Origin of the sequence: Sphingomonas plantiphila (assembly GCF_046000505.1) — a bacterium.
GTDB classification, from domain to species: Bacteria; Pseudomonadota; Alphaproteobacteria; order Sphingomonadales; family Sphingomonadaceae; genus Sphingomonas; species Sphingomonas plantiphila.
Window position 1 is genome coordinate 941,817 of sequence record NZ_JBELQC010000001.1, and the last position, 15,888, is coordinate 957,704.

Annotated in this window: 17 protein-coding genes; 8 read left to right on the plus strand and 9 right to left on the minus strand. The window is 67.0% G+C overall.

The genetic code is table 11. The features are described from left to right. Positions 1-50: 50 nt before the first annotated feature. Genes mnmG through ABS767_RS04580 form a run of 4 tightly spaced genes read left to right on the plus strand, consistent with a single transcriptional unit; the run spans position 51 to position 4,190 of the window. Positions 51-1,886, plus strand: a complete 1,836-nt coding sequence (gene mnmG, locus ABS767_RS04565) for a tRNA uridine-5-carboxymethylaminomethyl(34) synthesis enzyme MnmG (RefSeq protein WP_408077173.1) — start codon at positions 51-53, stop codon at positions 1,884-1,886. Continuing rightward, entirely contained in the window at positions 1,883-2,494 is a 612-nt protein-coding gene (gene rsmG / locus ABS767_RS04570) for a 16S rRNA (guanine(527)-N(7))-methyltransferase RsmG (protein ID WP_408077174.1), read from the plus strand. Before mnmG ends, rsmG begins: the two co-directional genes overlap by 4 nt. Further along, the gene (locus ABS767_RS04575; RefSeq protein WP_408077175.1) at positions 2,491-3,270 is read left to right on the plus strand and encodes a ParA family protein; all 780 of its coding nucleotides are present in this window, start codon (positions 2,491-2,493) and stop codon (positions 3,268-3,270) included. The genes rsmG and ABS767_RS04575 overlap by 4 nt, the downstream gene beginning before the upstream one ends. After that, positions 3,267-4,190 (plus strand): ParB/RepB/Spo0J family partition protein, encoded by a 924-nt coding sequence (locus ABS767_RS04580; RefSeq protein ID WP_408077176.1) that lies wholly within the window; start codon positions 3,267-3,269, stop codon positions 4,188-4,190. Before ABS767_RS04575 ends, ABS767_RS04580 begins: the two co-directional genes overlap by 4 nt. Before the next feature lie 338 nt (positions 4,191-4,528). On the opposite strand, the gene ABS767_RS04585 is transcribed toward ABS767_RS04580, so the two are convergent. From ABS767_RS04585 to ABS767_RS04605, 5 genes are all read right to left on the minus strand, one after another. Then, complete coding sequence (locus tag ABS767_RS04585) at positions 4,529-4,843, minus strand: hypothetical protein (protein ID WP_408077177.1); 315 nt, start codon at positions 4,841-4,843, stop codon at positions 4,529-4,531. A 62-nt stretch (positions 4,844-4,905) separates the two neighbouring features. Further along, positions 4,906-5,925, minus strand: coding sequence for a DNA polymerase III subunit delta (holA, locus tag ABS767_RS04590; protein WP_408077178.1), 1,020 nt, complete (start codon positions 5,923-5,925; stop codon positions 4,906-4,908). Then, positions 5,922-6,428: an LPS assembly lipoprotein LptE gene (gene lptE, locus ABS767_RS04595; RefSeq protein WP_408077179.1), complete on the minus strand. Its 507-nt coding sequence runs from the start codon at positions 6,426-6,428 to the stop codon at positions 5,922-5,924. Before lptE ends, holA begins: the two co-directional genes overlap by 4 nt. Next, positions 6,425-8,929 carry a leucine--tRNA ligase gene (gene leuS / locus ABS767_RS04600; RefSeq protein WP_408077180.1) on the minus strand — a complete coding sequence of 835 codons (2,505 nt, stop codon included), beginning with the start codon at positions 8,927-8,929 and terminating at the stop codon, positions 6,425-6,427. Before leuS ends, lptE begins: the two co-directional genes overlap by 4 nt. Before the next feature lie 48 nt (positions 8,930-8,977). Continuing rightward, positions 8,978-9,415: a DUF3576 domain-containing protein gene (locus ABS767_RS04605; RefSeq protein WP_408077181.1), complete on the minus strand. Its 438-nt coding sequence runs from the start codon at positions 9,413-9,415 to the stop codon at positions 8,978-8,980. A gap of 184 nt (positions 9,416-9,599) precedes the next feature. On the opposite strand from ABS767_RS04605, the gene ABS767_RS04610 reads away from it, so the two are divergent. Further along, the gene (locus ABS767_RS04610; RefSeq protein ID WP_408077182.1) at positions 9,600-10,322 is read left to right on the plus strand and encodes a hypothetical protein; all 723 of its coding nucleotides are present in this window, start codon (positions 9,600-9,602) and stop codon (positions 10,320-10,322) included. Here ABS767_RS04610 and ABS767_RS04615 read toward each other — a convergent pair. After that, entirely contained in the window at positions 10,295-10,801 is a 507-nt protein-coding gene (locus ABS767_RS04615) for a thiamine phosphate synthase (RefSeq protein WP_408078651.1), read from the minus strand. The two genes, ABS767_RS04610 and ABS767_RS04615, sit on opposite strands and share 28 nt — an antisense overlap. A gap of 70 nt (positions 10,802-10,871) precedes the next feature. On the opposite strand from ABS767_RS04615, the gene ABS767_RS04620 reads away from it, so the two are divergent. Together ABS767_RS04620 and ABS767_RS04625 are read left to right on the plus strand one after the other, a co-directional pair. Then, positions 10,872-11,540, plus strand: a complete 669-nt coding sequence (locus tag ABS767_RS04620) for a YggS family pyridoxal phosphate-dependent enzyme (protein ID WP_408077183.1) — start codon at positions 10,872-10,874, stop codon at positions 11,538-11,540. Further along, positions 11,537-12,211, plus strand: coding sequence for an HAD family hydrolase (locus ABS767_RS04625; RefSeq protein ID WP_408077184.1), 675 nt, complete (start codon positions 11,537-11,539; stop codon positions 12,209-12,211). The genes ABS767_RS04620 and ABS767_RS04625 overlap by 4 nt, the downstream gene beginning before the upstream one ends. Here ABS767_RS04625 and tldD read toward each other — a convergent pair. Together tldD and ABS767_RS04635 are read right to left on the minus strand one after the other, a co-directional pair. Continuing rightward, a complete protein-coding gene (tldD, locus tag ABS767_RS04630) occupies positions 12,208-13,629 on the minus strand; it encodes a metalloprotease TldD (RefSeq protein ID WP_408077185.1) in 1,422 nt (473 codons plus the stop codon). The two genes, ABS767_RS04625 and tldD, sit on opposite strands and share 4 nt — an antisense overlap. Before the next feature lie 18 nt (positions 13,630-13,647). Then, positions 13,648-13,878 carry a zinc-finger domain-containing protein gene (locus ABS767_RS04635; protein WP_408077186.1) on the minus strand — a complete coding sequence of 77 codons (231 nt, stop codon included), beginning with the start codon at positions 13,876-13,878 and terminating at the stop codon, positions 13,648-13,650. A 105-nt stretch (positions 13,879-13,983) separates the two neighbouring features. Here ABS767_RS04635 and ABS767_RS04640 point away from each other — a divergent pair, with 105 nt between their 5' ends. Then, complete coding sequence (locus ABS767_RS04640; protein ID WP_408077187.1) at positions 13,984-14,910, plus strand: ABC transporter ATP-binding protein; 927 nt, start codon at positions 13,984-13,986, stop codon at positions 14,908-14,910. A gap of 4 nt (positions 14,911-14,914) precedes the next feature. On the opposite strand, the gene ABS767_RS04645 is transcribed toward ABS767_RS04640, so the two are convergent. Continuing rightward, a complete protein-coding gene (locus ABS767_RS04645) occupies positions 14,915-15,808 on the minus strand; it encodes an alpha/beta hydrolase family esterase (protein WP_408077188.1) in 894 nt (297 codons plus the stop codon). Positions 15,809-15,888: the final 80 nt, after the last annotated feature.

Consider the following 15,888-nt stretch of genomic DNA (forward strand, 5'->3'; position numbering starts at 1 on the left):
CCACGTGGAACAGTTTTGACGTGATCGTCCCTCGCGGCTAATGCCGCGCGATGCGGACATTCGACGTGATCGTGGTGGGGGGCGGCCATGCCGGGACCGAGGCGGCGGCTGCCGCAGCCCGGTGCGGTGTGCGAACGGCGCTCGTCACCTTCGACCCGGATATGATCGGCGCGATGTCATGCAATCCGGCGATCGGCGGCTTGGGCAAGGGGCATCTCGTGCGCGAGGTCGACGCGCTCGACGGACTGATTGCGCGTGCGGCCGATGCCGCCGCGATCCATTATCGCCTCCTCAACAGCTCGAAGGGTCCGGCGGTCCAGGGGCCGCGGGTTCAGGCGGATCGGCGGCTCTACGCGCGCGCGATCCAGTCGATGCTGGCAGGGCAGGAGGGTCTGGAGATCATCGCCGGCGAAGCCGCCGCGCTGCTTGTCAGTGGTGGGCGCGTCTCCGGGATCACGCTCGCCGACGGCGAGTCGCTGCACGCGAATGCCGTGATCCTCGCCAGCGGCACATTCCTCGGCGGTCGAATCTATCGTGGCGAGGAGCGCGAGACCGGGGGACGCGTCGGAGAGCGCGCTGCGACCGCGCTCGGCGTCCAGCTTCGGGAATTCGGTCTCCCGATCACGCGGCTCAAGACCGGAACGCCACCGCGCCTCGATGGTCGCACGATCGACTGGGCGGCGTTGGAGGAGCAGCCCTCAGATCTCGACCCGTGGCGCATGTCGCCGATGACGCGTGCGCCGCGGCTCCCCCAGCTCGCCTGCGCGATCACCCGAACGACCTCCCGGACGCACGACATTATCCGTGGCGGGCTCGACCGGTCCCCCTTGTTCAGCGGAGCGATCGAGGCAGGGGGTCCGCGCTACTGCCCGTCGATCGAGGACAAGATCTTCCGCTTCGGCGACCGCGACGGGCACCAGATATTCCTGGAGCCCGAAGGACTCGATACCCATCTCGTCTATCCCAACGGCCTTTCGACCTCGCTCCCGGTCGACGTCCAAGCCGCACTGATCGCGTCGATCCCCGGGCTCGAACGCGCGCAGATCGTGACCCCGGGCTATGCCGTCGAATATGACCATATCGACCCACGATCGCTCTCGCACGGTCTCGAAAGCCGCGATCTTCCGGGCCTGTTCTGCGCCGGCCAGATCAACGGGACGACAGGCTATGAGGAAGCCGCCGCGCAGGGGCTGGCAGCCGGTCTCGCCGCCGCCGCCGCTACCCTCGATCGCGCGCCGACGATCTTCCCGCGCGACCTCAGCTATATCGGCGTGATGATCGATGACCTCACGCTCCAGGGCGTCACCGAACCCTATCGCATGCTCACCGCCCGCGCCGAGCATCGCCTCAAGCTCCGCGCCGACAACGCCCAGACCCGCCTCGCCCCGCTCGGTCTCCAGGCCGGCTGCATCGGCACGGCCCGGCGCAAGTGGATCGAGTCACGCGACGCCGAGCGCCAGCGCCTGCGCGACAGCTTCGCGGTCGAGCGCACGGCGCATCAGATCGGCCGCGCCGGCGCGCCGGTAGCGCAGGACGGCGCGCGCCGCGCCGCGTTCGACTGGCTCCGCTTCCCCGGCGTCACCCTCGATCATCTGGGCATCGCGCTCCCCGACGCAGACCTCGACCTCCTGTCGGAACTGATCGAAGACGCCCGCTACGCCCCCTATCTCGAACGCCTCGAGCGCGAGCAGGCCGATCTCGGCCGGTCGGACATGACCCCAATGCCCGCCGCGCTCGACTATAGCGCGCTCCCCGGACTCTCGAACGAAATGGTCGAGCGCCTCTCCGCCGCCCGCCCGCATACGATCGGCGACGCCTCCCGCATTCGCGGCATTACCCCCGCTGCGCTCACCGTGATCATGCTCCACGTGAAGCGCGCCGCATGAACGAAGACGAAGCCCGCGAGTGGATTCGGACGCGTTACGATGTTTCACGTGAAACACGCCTCGCCCAGTTCGCGGAAATCCTTGCCGACGCCGCAGCACGCCAGAACCTTGTTGCCCCCTCCACACTGGACCAGCTCTGGTCCCGACACATCGTCGACTCCGCCCAACTGCTCGACCATGTCGGCAAGCCCAGCGGTCTATGGCTCGACATCGGCAGCGGCGCCGGCCTGCCTGGCCTCGTCCTCGCCATCCTGCGCGACGATCCGGTCGAGCTGGTCGAGCCCCGCAAGCTCCGCACCGCGTTCCTCGAGGAGGCCTCCGCCACCCTGGGCCTGACCAACGTCACCATCCGCACCGCCAAGGTCGAGCGCACCACCGGCAAGGCCGCCATCGTCACCGCGCGCGCCGTCGCGTCGCTCGACACCCTGTTCCGCATCGCAGCCCACCGCACCGATGCCTCGACCATCTGGGTCCTGCCAAAGGGCCGCAGCGCGCAATCGGAGGTGGAAGACGCCCGCTTATTTTGGCAAGGTTCGTTCCACGTGGAACCGAGCGTCACGGCGCCGGACTCGCTCATCGTCGTCGCGAAAGAGGTACGTCCCCGATGATCTGCATCGCCATAGCGAATCAGAAGGGCGGCGTGGGAAAGACCACGACCGCGATCAATGTCGGGACCGCCCTCGCCGCGACCGGTCAGCGCGTCCTGCTCCTCGATCTCGACCCCCAGGGAAACTGCTCGACCGGCCTCGGCATCGGCCGCGCCGATCGCGAGCGCTCGACCTATGACCTGCTGATCGGCGAGACCAATCTCGAGAACGTGTCGGTCCCGACCCGCGTGCCCGGGCTCGACATCGTCCCCGCCACCGTCGACCTGTCGGGCGCCGAAATCGAGCTGATCGAGTTCGAGGCGCGAACCCATCGCCTCGCCACCGCGATCGATCGCAGCGAGGCGCGCTGGGACGTGGTGCTGATGGACTGCCCGCCGTCGCTCGGCCTCCTCACGATCAACGCCATGGTTGCCTCCGACGCGCTGCTCGTGCCGCTGCAATGCGAATTCTTCGCGCTCGAAGGGCTCAGCCAGCTGCTTACCACGGTCGAGCGCATCCGCGGCCGGTTCAACCCCGGGCTGTCGATCCTCGGCGTCGTCCTCACCATGTACGATCGCCGCAATCGCCTGACCGATCAGGTCGCCGACGATGTCCGCGCCGTGCTGGGCAAGGTGGTGTTCGACACGGTGATCCCGCGCAACGTCCGCCTGTCCGAAGCGCCGAGCCACGGGCTGCCTGCGCTGATCTACGATTATCGCTGCGCCGGGTCCGAAGCCTATATCGCCCTCGCACGCGAAGTGATCGATCGCCTGCCCAAGCTGAAGAAGGCCGCATGACCGAAGAAACGCCAGCGACGCCCACGCCCGCCACCGCCCCGCGCAAGCCGCGCCCCGGCCTTGGCCGTGGCCTGAGCGCATTGCTCGGCGACGCCGAGCGCGAGGAACCCGTGCGTCCGGGAACCGAGCCGTCGATCGGCGTGCGCATGCTCCCGGTCAGCTCGCTCGCGCCGCATCCGGAACAGCCGCGCCGTCATTTCGACGAGGACGCGCTCGAGGAGCTGGCCAAATCGATCGCGATGCGCGGGCTGATCCAGCCGATCGTGGTGCGCCCGCACGGCAAGGACTATCAGATCGTCGCCGGCGAACGCCGCTGGCGCGCCGCGCAACGCGCGCGGTTGCACGAGGTGCCGGTGATCGTCCGCGACCTCGACGAGGCCGAGACGCTCGAAATCGCGATCGTCGAGAATATCCAGCGCGAGGATCTCAACGCGATCGAAGAGGCGGAGGCGTACGCCAAGCTGATCGGCGATTTCGGCCACAGCCAGGAGGCACTGGCCAAGATCGTCCACAAATCGCGCAGCCATATCGCCAACCTGATCCGCCTGCTCGATCTGCCCGCAACCGTGCGTCAGCGCGTGGTCGAGGGATCGCTGACCATGGGCCATGCCCGCGCCCTGATCGGCGCGCCCGACCCCGAAAAGCTCGCAAGGATCGTCATCGAGCGCGACCTGTCGGTGCGCGACACCGAAAAGCTCGCCCGCGAGGCGAAGCCGCGCGCGGCGGGGAAGGGCGGCGCCGGCGCAGGCGCGGGCACCAGCAACGCCGACATCGCCGCGCTCGAGCGACAGCTCGGCGATGTGCTGGGTCTCAACGTGAAGATCAGCTTCGGCGACAAGGGTGGCGCCCTGACGCTCGCCTATTCGACGCTCGACCAGCTCGACATGATCTGCCAGCGCCTGACCGGTGAAAAAATCTAGTTAAATCAAGTATTTGACGGTCTTCGCCTCCCGCTTGCAGGAGAGGTTGGGATCGATCTCCTACTCAAATTCCTCCCCCGGAGGGGAGGGGGACCGCCGAAGGCGGTGGAGGGGTAGCTACCCGCTGGACAACGTCCCGAACGAAACGCCCCCTCCATCGCCGCTCAACAATGCCACCCCCTCCCGCGGGAGGATGCGACGACATTGCCCCAAATACCGTTGTCACCCCGGCCCTGTGCCGGGGTCCACCGGGCGGCAAGCGCGAACCCCCAGCCTCGATCCGCTGCGCGTGAGAATCCGTGGACCCCGGAACCAGTCCGGGGTGACGCAAAGACGCGTCAGCCCGGGCCTCGCCGACGGTCCAGCACAACGAAGCTGGCCACATGCGTAGCGGCCATGGCCTTTCCCAGTTCCCGGGCATCAAAGCCAGGCTGTTCGCTCATCCACGCTACGAACGCATCGCACCCCGCCGCTTCGAGAGGGAACAGGCACACCGGGTCGTCACCAGCCGAATAGAGCAGATAGATGACGTCGGCTCCCCACGGACCGCTATCGTCCGTTGCGATCACGACCCTGTGCAGGTCCGGCAGGGAAAGCGCCCGCTGGGTCCCCGTATCGTCGCATATGACGATCTCCTGGTCGGAGATGCTCACACTCCATTGATCCAATGGAGAAGAAGGGCGCCGCAACCGACTACGAAGCCAGCCCGGCACCCTCACCCCCGCGCCGCCCCGCGCGCCAGCACCGCCAGCTCATGATCCGCCAGCACCTGGCCCGCATTGCCGCCGCCGCGCGTCATCGCGCGTTCGGCCTCGCGCGCACGTTCCACGGCGCGCGCCAGCATCGCGCTGTTCCAGCGTTGCAGCGCGCGGATCGTCGCGGCCTCCTCCTTGAAGAAGACGCGGTGCTTCTTGACCACCTCGCCCGGGCTCAATCCATGGTCGATATCGGCGCGCATCTCGGCCAGCGCCATCAGGCGGCGGACCAGCCCGCGAAGCAGGGGAATGGTCGACACCCCGGCGGCCTCGAGTCGCGCCAGTTCGACCCCGATCTCGGCCGGTCGACCGCCCACCACGGCCTCGATCGCGCCCGACATTTCGGCTTCGCCCAGGTCCGCGCCGATCGCATCCAGCGCCTCGATCCCCGCCTCACGCGGGCGATCCGGCGCGGCGTCGAGGTAGAGCGACAATTTCTCGATCTCGCGCGCCAGCACCGCGCGATCCCCGCCGGACAACGCCGCCAGGCGATCGGCGGTGCCCCCGACCAGCCGCAAGCCATGTTCGCGCGCGATTCCGGTCGCCAGCTGCCCGGCGGTGCGCGCATCGGGGATATAACAGGCATGCGCCATCACGTTGGGCGCGGCGAGCGCGAGCTTGAGCAGCCGACCCGTGCCTTTCAGCGCGCCGCCCACCGCGACCACCGGGTTTCCTGCGGTTTCCGCCTCGATCAGCGTGCGCACCGCATCGGTGCCGCCATCGTCGATCCCGGACACGCGGATATAGCGCGCACCGCCGAACAGCGAGAGCGACGCGGCTTCGCCCGCCAGCAATCCGGCGTCATCCTTCAGCGCGCTGCCCTCGATATCGACGCGCTCGGCCTCGCTGCCCATCGCCCGGCCCAGCCGCGCGGCCAAGTCGTTGGCGCCGGCTTCGTCGGGGCCATAGAGCAGGAACAGGCGGATGTCGGGGCCCGGCTTGTCGAGCCGTGCGCGGATCTGCGCTTCGCTCGCCTTCACTTCGACTCGGACGCGCGTGCGTACCGGGCGAGCCGCGCGACGATCTGATCGGCGACGATGCCCGACAGGCGCTCGAGCGCGCTCTTCTCCGCCGCGATCGTCGCATATTCCGATCCCGCGACATCGATGCCCGCGTCCGATCCGGCGGTCGCGTCGAGCACCGTCTGCCCGGTCGCGAGATCGATCAGCTGATAGCGCGCGCGCAGAGTGCGGCGCTCACGCGTCACGACGTCGTCGCTGCGCACGCCCAGCCCCTCGATCCGGTCGTCCAGCTTGATCTCGAGCCGATAGGTGCGCGCGCCACTGCGCGTCGCCTCGATCCGGTCGCGTACCGCGTTGGAGACGAGCCAGCCGGCCTCGCCCTCGATCGGCGCGACCTCGACGCCCGACAGCATCGTCTGCACCGGTCCGCCGACCCCGCCGCCATAGAGCGGCCGCAGCCCGCAGCCCGACAGGATCGGAGCGGTGGCGAGAAGCGCGAGCAGGAATGCAGCGCGCTTCATGCGACGATATTGACCAGCCGGTCGGGCACCACGATCACCTTTCTGGGCGTTGCGCCTTCCAGAATGCGCTGCACGTTCGGGTTTGCCAAGGCCATCGCCTCCAGATCGCCCTTATCGGCGCCCTTGGCCGCCTTCACCGTGTCGCGCAGCTTGCCGTTGACCTGGATCGCGATCGTCACCTCGTCATCGACCAGCAATGCCGGGTCGACCGCCGGCCATTCGGCGTCGGCGATCAGCCCGTCATTCCCCATCGCTGCCCAGGCTTCCTCGGCCAGGTGCGGCACCATCGGCGCGGCGATCAGGATCGCGGTGCGGATCGCATCGGCGCGCGAACGCGACGGCGCAGCCTTTTCGAGCGCGTTGACCAGTCCATAGAGCTTGGCCACCGCTTTGTTGAACTGCAGCCCCTCGATATCCGCGGCGACGCCGGCGATGGTCTGGTGCAGCACGCGGTCGAGCGGCTTGTCCTCGCCCTCCCACGCGTCCAGCCCGTCGAACAGCCGCCACAGCCGCTGGACGAAGCGCCACGCGCCCTCGATCCCGTTCTCGGTCCACTCCAGGTCGCGTTCGGGCGGCGAATCCGACAGCACGAACCACCGCACCGCGTCCGCGCCATATTGGTCCACGATCGGTTCGGGATCGACCGTGTTCTTCTTGGACTTGGACATCTTCTCGATGCGGCCGACGGTCACCGGGCCGCCGCTCTCCGCTTCGACCAGAACATCGTTCTTGCGCACCACCTCGCCCGGCGACAGCCAGCGGCCGTCGGCAGCCTTGTAGGTCTCGTGCGTCACCATGCCTTGGGTGAACAGCCCCGCGAACGGCTCGGCGATGTCGATCATCCCGATCCGCTTGAGCGCGCGCGTCCAGAAGCGGGCATAGAGCAGGTGCAGGATCGCATGCTCGACCCCGCCGATATACTGGTTCACCGGCAGCCATTGCTCCGCGACCGCGCGGTCGAACGGCTTGTCCTTGGGCTGGCTGGCGAAGCGGATAAAATACCAGCTCGAATCGACAAAGGTATCGAGCGTATCGGTCTCGCGCCGCGCCGCATGGCCGCATTGCGGGCAATCGACATGCTTCCACGTCGGATGGCGGTCGAGCGGATTGCCGGGAATGTCGAACGACACGTCCTCGGGCAGCACCACCGGCAGCTGCTTCTCGGGCACCGGCACCGCGCCGCACACTTCGCAATGCACGATCGGGATCGGCGTGCCCCAGTAACGCTGGCGCGAAACGCCCCAGTCGCGCAGGCGCCACACCGTCGTGCCCTTGCCCCATCCTCCGGCTTCGGCGCGCGCGATCACCTCGCGCTTGGCGTCGGCGACGTCCATCCCGTTCAGGAAGTGCGAATTCACCAGCGTACCGGCGCCGGTATAGGCTTCCGATTCGGTGAACTCGGGTGCCTCCTTGTCGCCGTCGGAAACGACGCGGCGGATCGGCAGGCCATATTTGGTCGCGAACTCGAAGTCGCGCTGGTCGTGCGCCGGCACCCCGAACACCGCGCCGGTGCCATAGTCCATCAGCACGAAATTGGCGATATAGACCGGCAATTCCCATGTGGAATCAAAGGGATGCGCCGCGCGGATGCCGGTGTCGAAGCCCAGCTTCTCCTGCGTCTCGATCTCCGCCGCGGTGGTGCCGCCGAGCTTGCACTGTGCGATGAATTCGGCCGCGGCCGGGTCCCTGGCAGCCAGCGCCTGCGCGATCGGATGGTCCGCCGCGATCGCGACGAAGCTCGATCCGAAGATCGTGTCCGGGCGCGTCGTGAACACCTCGACGCTTCCGCCGTCGCTCAGCGCGAAGCGGAACTGCATGCCCTGCGACTTGCCGATCCAGTTTTCCTGCATCAGCCGGACCTTGTCGGGCCATTTGTCGAGGCTTTCGAGGCCGTCGAGCAGCTCGTCGGCGAAGTCGGTGATCTTGAGGAACCACTGGTTGAGCTTCTTCTTCTCGACCAGCGCGCCCGATCGCCAGCCGCGCCCGTCGATCACCTGCTCGTTGGCGAGGACGGTCATGTCGACCGGGTCCCAGTTGACCGTCGATTCCTTGCGATAGACCAGGCCGTTGGCGAACAGGTCGAGGAACAGTGCCTGCTCGTGCCCGTAATAATCGGGCTCGCACGTCGCCAGTTCGCGGCTCCAGTCGATCGCGAGGCCCAGTCGCTTCAGCTGCGCGCGCATCGTCGCGATATTGTCGCGCGTCCAGCCGCCGGGATGGACCTTTTTCTCCATCGCGGCATTCTCCGCCGGCATCCCGAACGCATCCCACCCCATAGGATGGAGCACTTCCATCCCCCGCATCCGCCGATACCGCGTCAGAACGTCGCCCATCGTGTAGTTGCGGACATGGCCCATATGGATGCGTCCCGACGGGTAGGGAAACATCTCGAGCACATAGGATTTGGGCTTGGGCGAGGCATCGTCCGCGGCGAAGGTGCGGCGCTCTTCCCACAGCTTCTGCCACGCCGAATCGGCTTTCAGCGCGTTGAACCGCGACACGGGCATTCCTTCATTCAGCTAGGCGGCGGGACGGCGCCCACCTCCGATTCAATCTCCGGCGATTGCGGCACGGCGCAGATCGCGAGCGCGCGTGAGGATGATGTCCTCAAGCTTCTGCACCGTCGCTGCCTCGACCGGGGAATCGACCCACTGACCACCGCGGTTGACCTGACGCAGCGCGGTGACGCGCAGCGCGTCGGCGCGCAGATCCTGGTCCAAGATGGTCACGGTCACCTTCATCCGCTCGGTCGAGAGGTTCGGGTTCACATACCAGTCGGTGACGATCACGCCGCCATTCGAATCCGTCTGGACGATTGGCATGAACGAAATCGTGTCGAGCGCCGCGCGCCACAGATAGGCGTTGACGCCGATCGTGGTCACTTTGGACGCTGCAAGATCCGCGCGCGGGCGATTGCCGCCGCCGCCGCACGCGGCGAGGGTGAGGGCGACACTGCCCAGGATCGCGGTGCGCAACTGGCGGTTCATCGGCATCTTCCTATGGGAAATCTCATGGAGCGGAGTGCATCTATAGATGCTGGCGCGCGCGCCGCAAGCGCAAGCCGTGCAGCGCCCCTGTGCGCCATCTGCAACACCTATCTGGAAATCGGATTCGAGCGGTGGAACATTGCGGCCGAATCATGGTACTCGCCAGATCGAGTTAGGGGTTCTGATGCGTAAGGTTCGGATCATCGCTGGAGCGGCACTGGGGGCGCTGGGCGTCGTCGGGTTCGTTTCTGCGCCCGCACTTCTCGCGCAGACTTCGGTCCCTCAACAGCGCATCGTGTCCAAGCGGACCAGCGCGTTGGGTATCGGTACCTTCACGCCTGCCGCGGCCGATCCGAAGCTCGCTGCCGCTCTGGCACGTGCTGGCCTGTCAGGAACCGGCTTTCGGTTCACTCCTGCAGAGCCGCGCGGCGCGGGCAACCGCAGTGTCACCGTAGCCGTCCGCGCGCGGGCCGCACGTCCGTCCGCCAATGCCGTCGCAGATCGTGGTACGGCGGCACCTGCGTCGGTTACGCTGCAGCCGATCGCGTATAATCTCGGCGTATCCGTCGGGTGGAAGCGGTTTGCGGTCACTGGAGATCTGTCGAAGCTCGATCTGGCGGGTCAGCCGGGCAGCGGCGAATCGCTCGATCTCGGTGTCAGCTATTCGGGCAAGCGTGCCTCCGCGCGGATCAAGGCCGCGACCGAACGGCCGCTGGAGCAGACGCCGCGCCTGATCGCTGCCGATCCGAATTACTCGATCGATCTGGGTGGGTCCTATTCGATCACGCGCAAGATCGATGTCACGGCCGGGGTTCGCTATACGAGCGAGAAGGATCGCCTGCCGCAGCTGACCGACGACCGTCGCGACAGCCAGGCCGTCTATGTCGGGACCGCGATCCGCTTCTGATCCGGCACCCAGGCGTCGATACCTGCCCAGCCATAGATGCCTAAAGGTTTGAGCGCCCGCCAGCGTTGCTCGTTCATCCCGCCAAGAGCAATCACCGGCACGGTCAGTCCGCGGATCATCAGTCCGAGCCGCACTCGGCCAAGCGCTTGAGCATCGGGGTGCGAGCGAGTGGGATAGACGGGTGACACGAACAGCAGTCGCGCCCCAGCGCGACTTGCCGTGACCGCTTCCTTCAGTGAATGCACCGGCGCGGTGAGTGCCCCCGATTGTCGTCCATGCCGCCCCTCCGCACCCTGACCCGGCGTGCGTCCGGCAACAACCAGCGTAAGACGCCTGCGCCGGGCGACTCGTCTCATGCGTGTGAGAAGCGCACGTCGTTCGACAGGCGGCGTCGCATAATGGCGAAAAACGATGCCCGATCCGGGCGGCAGCGCCTCCAGCGCCTCCCATAGCGCGTCGCTCAACCGCTCGTCGGTCATCAACCATCGGCGGGGCAGAGGCGCGTTGCGGGGGTGGCGGGGCGGCATTGCCCCTTCTATAGCGGCGCGCATGCCGTCCGACACCGCGCAATCCCGCCTCGCAGAAATCCAGGCCCGCATCGCCCGCGCTGCCACGACCGCCGGTCGCAAACCGACCGATGTGGCGTTGATCGCCATTTCGAAGACCCATGATGCAGAGGCAATTCGCCCGCTTATCGATGCCGGACAGCGGGTCTTCGGCGAGAACCGGGTTCAGGAAGCCGCCGCCAAATGGCCGGCATTGCGCGAAGCTCATCCCGACATTCGGGTGCATCTGGTCGGCCAGCTCCAGTCGAACAAGGCGCGCGAGGCGGTGGAATTGTTCGACGCGCTCCATTCGGTCGACCGGCCGTCGCTGGTCGCCGCGCTGGCAAAGGCGATGGACGAAAGCGGGCGGCGGCCGGACTGTTTTATCCAGGTCAATATCGGCGACGAGCCACAGAAAGGCGGGGTTGCCGTGGCGGACCTTCCCGCACTGCTCGCCGAGTCTCGCGCCGCTGGATTGCCGGTCGTCGGACTGATGGCGGTACCGCCGGTTGGTGTCGATGCCGCACCCTATTTCGCGTTGCTGGCAAAGCTCGCACGCGACTCCGCGCTCGACGGGCTGAGCATCGGCATGTCCGACGATTTCGAGACTGCCGTCACGATCGGCGCCACCCATGTCCGCGTCGGGACCGCATTGTTCGGGGCGCGCGCATGACGCTCGCGATCCGGTTCGACGCGCTGATTTTCGACTTCGACGGCGTGCTGCTCGAGAGCGAGTTCGAAGGCAATCGCCATATCGCCGAGTATCTCACCGCGATCGGGCATCCGACCTCCCCGGAAGATTCGATGACGAACTTCATGGGGCTCGCCGGACAGGAGTTCATCGACGCAATCGAGACGTGGATCGGGCAAAGCCTTCCCGAAGACTTTCATGGCGCGCGCGAGACAGAGAATCGCCGCGCGCTGGCCGAAGGCGTAGCCGAGGTTGAGGGTGCGATCCGATTCGTCCGAGCGCTCCCCGACGATCTGCCCCGCGCGATCGCGTCTTCGAGCAACAGCCAGTGGATCGTGACGCATCTCGACCATCTCGGCATCCGCGATGCCTTCGAGGGCCGCATCTTCAGCGGGCGCGAGCATGTTGCGCGGGGCAAGCCTGCGCCCGACATCTATCTCCACGCCGCGGCGCAGTTGGGGGTCTCCATCGAGCGCTGTGCGATCCTTGAGGATTCGCCGGTGGGCGCGACCGGGGCGGTGGCATCGGGCGCGCATGTCATCGGGCTCTGCGCAGGCAGTCACTGCGGGCCGGATCACGGCGCGCGGCTCCGCGCGATCGGTGTGCAGGATATCGCACACGACTTCGCCGAGGTCGCCCGCCTGCTGGCTTAAGCGGCCGTCCCTCCCACAGTCAGCCCTTCGACGAGCAGGCTTGGCTGACCGACGCCCGCCGGAACCGACTGGCCGCCCTTGCCGCACATTCCGATGCCCTCGTCGAGCGCGAAGTCGTTGCCGATGCCGATCACCTTGGTCAGGCAGGTCGGCCCGTCGCCGATCAGCGTCGCGCCCTTGATCGGCGCGCCGAGCTTGCCGTCCTCGATCTTGTACGCCTCGGTGCAGGAGAACACGAACTTGCCCGAGACGATGTCGACTTGGCCGCCACCGAAGCTCTTCGCGAAGATGCCTTTCTTCACGCGCGCCAGCAACTCGGCGGGTTCGTCCTCGCTGCCCTTCATGAAGGTGTTGGTCATGCGCGGCATCGGGGCATGCTGGAACGATTCGCGGCGGCCGTTACCGGTGGGGTCGACCCCCATGAGTCGCGCGTTCATGCGGTCCTGCATGTAACCCTTGAGGATGCCGTCCTCGATCAGCACGGTTTCGCGCGTCGGCGTGCCTTCATCGTCGATCGACAGCGAACCGCGGCGGTCCATGATCGAGCCGTCGTCGACGACCGTTACGCCCGGCGCCGCCACCCGCTCGCCGATGCGACCCGAAAAGGCGCTCGTGCCCTTGCGATTGAAATCGCCCTCGAGCCCATGGCCAACCGCCTCGTGCAGCAGCACGCCAGGCCAGCCCGGGCCGAGCAGCACGGTCATCTCGCCCGCTGGGGCGTCGACCGCGTCGAGATTGACCAGCGCCTGCGCCAGCGCTTCATCGATCGCGCGATTCCACACTTCGGGCTGGAACAGGCGGTCGTAGAGCGCGCGCCCGCCGGTGCCGAAGCTGCCGGTCTCGCGCCGCCCGTTCGATTCGACCACGATCGAGACGTTGAGGCGCACGAGCGGGCGGATATCGGTCGCGACGAACCCATCGGGCCGGACGATCTCGACCACGCTCCACGATCCAAGCAGGCTTGCCGACACTTGCACCACGCGCGGGTCGCGGGCACGCGCCGCGGCGTCGATCGTCTGGCACAGATTCACCTTGTCAGCGAAGGGCACCAGATCGAGCGGATCGGCGTCGGTGTAGAGGTGACGATTGGTGCGCGGGGGCGCGGCAGCCTTCGGGCCGGTTGCCGGGTCGATCAGCGCCATCGTCTCGCCCGCGCGGCGGATTGCGGCGTTGCTGATTTCGTTGGCATGGGCGAAGGCCGTGGTCTCGCCGCTGACCGCGCGCAGGCCGAAGCCCGAATCGGTGTTGTACGACGCTGTCTTCAGGCGCCCGTCGTCAAAGCCGAACGCTTCGGACTTGCGATACTGTAGGTAAAGCTCGCCATCCTCGGCCTTGCCAAGGATCGACGCGGTCAGGCGTTGTGCGGCATCGGCGTCGAAGCCGTCGCGGTAGAGGAAGCTTCGGGGATCGGAATACATCCGCCGAATATAGGAGCCTTAGAGGCTCGCGCCAGACGCGATATCTGGCAGCGCGCTCTGATCGGCGCCATCGGCGGGCCCACCAATCAAGACAAAGCGGCGGTCGCAATATCCGCAATCGACATAGCCATGCTCGTCGATCTGCAGGAAGACCCGCGGATGGCCCAGCGACGCGGGGATACCGGCATGTGCGCCATCACAGGCAACGCGGGCATGGGTGACGCGGGTGACTTCGGGTGGCGCGATCATGCGCCTGCGGTTAGCAAAGCGGCGCGCGCGCGGCAATCGCCTGTGTACCGGTCCCAACGAGCAGTTTTGCTTGCCAAGTGGCGTGCGTCGCCCCACTTCGGCCGCATGAGCGACGCGGCGATCGAGATCGACGGCCTTTCCAAGGTCTATCAGGGCGGAAAACAGGCGCTGGATGCGGTGACCTTTACCGTGCCGCGCGGGCAGATTTTCGGTCTCCTCGGCCCCAATGGGGCGGGCAAGTCGACGCTGATCAACATTCTGGCAGGGCTCGTCAACAAGACCGGCGGTAGCGCGCGCGTGTGGGGTTTCGACATCGGCGCCAATCCGCGCAACTCCAAGCGCGCGATCGGGATCGTCAACCAAGAGATCCTGTTCGACCCCTTCTTCACTCCGTTCGAGACGCTGGAGATCCAGGCAGGGCTGTACGGCGTGCCGAAAGCCGAGCGCCGGACGATGGAATTGCTGCGCGCGGTGCACCTGGAGGACAAGGCGAACGCCTATTCGCGCACGCTTTCTGGCGGCATGAAGCGGCGGTTGATGGTGGCGAAGGCGATGGTCCATTCGCCGCCGGTGCTGGTGCTCGACGAGCCGACCGCTGGCGTCGATATCGAACTGCGTCAGCAGCTCTGGGCCTATGTCCGGTCACTCAACGACAGCGGCGTGACGGTGGTGCTGACCACGCACTATCTGGAAGAGGCCGAGGAGCTGTGCGATCGCATCGCGATCATCAACCACGGCAAGTTGATCGCCAACGAACCGACCCGCGAGCTGGTCGGCAAGACACAGGAAAAGGCGGTCGAGGTCGTGGTCGATCGTGACATTGCCGGTCTGCCGGCGAACCAGTGTTTCCAGAAGATCGAGGCGAAGGGCGAGCGTACCTTGGTCATCACCTATCGCAAGGACCGCGCGAATGCCGGCGAGGTGCTGGGCGCAGTGCAGGCGGCGGGGTTCGGCATCGTCGACGTATCGACGCGCGAGGCGGACCTCGAGGACGTGTTCCTGAGCCTGACTCGCGCCGCAAACGCCGCCTGAGCGGTCAGCGCCGGTAGCGTTCGAAGAACCGCCACATCGCATCGTTGTCCGCAGTCCAGACATGGCCTGCGCCGCGCGTGATCCACGCGGCGACCTCTGCCCCCGCACGGCACTGGGTGTGCAGGCGTTCGTAGAGATTGGCGGCCAAGTCCCGGCGCAGCGGACCGGTATTGCACCCGTTAAGCGCGGCCCAGCGCGCCTCGGCAGCCTCCATCGTATATTGCCAATAGCCTGCGCCGCCGCCCTGCACCGGATTGGTGCCGTCGGCATCGCCGGCAAACGCGATCACCGGCATCGGCCGCTTCGGCATGCAGGTGGCGGGGTCGGGGCGCGCCTTGTCGCGCGCCAGCGGATTACCCGCGCGCAAGCCGACGACCGGAGCGATTGCGGCGAAGCGGTCGGACGCGACGCAGCCCAGCCATGACGTCATCCTCCCGCCGCCCGACAGGCCGGTGGCATAGACGCGGGCAGGGTTTGCACATCCCTGTGCCGCCAGCCAGTCGATCGCGGTCTTCAGAAATGCGACATCGTCGGCATCGCCCGGGCCGGGGACCTTGCCGGTGACGGTGGGGACCCCCGGAATGTTCCAGACGAAGCCGCTCTCCACCGGGATTCCGGCGTCCGGCGCGGCGACGATGAACCCGTGGAGATCGCTGGTCATTTCCAGCTTCGATTGCGCGAGGATTGCCGAGCCATCGCCACCGCTGCCATGCAGCGCGAACACCAGCGGTAGCGGCTCGCGCGTCGCACTCACGGGAACATGGAGCAGCACGCTACGACCGGTATCGCCGACGGTTACCCGCGCGGTCGTGCCCGGCGTGACTGGACAGCCGGGCGCGGCAAGCGTCGGGGAAAGCGTGGTGAGCAATGCGGCAAGGGCGGCGAGGATCAGGCGCATCGGTATCTCCTTGAGCGACCCTCGCTATGACCTGCACCCTCGCACGGCAACCGCGGCGTGTTTGAAATCGCCGCGCTTTG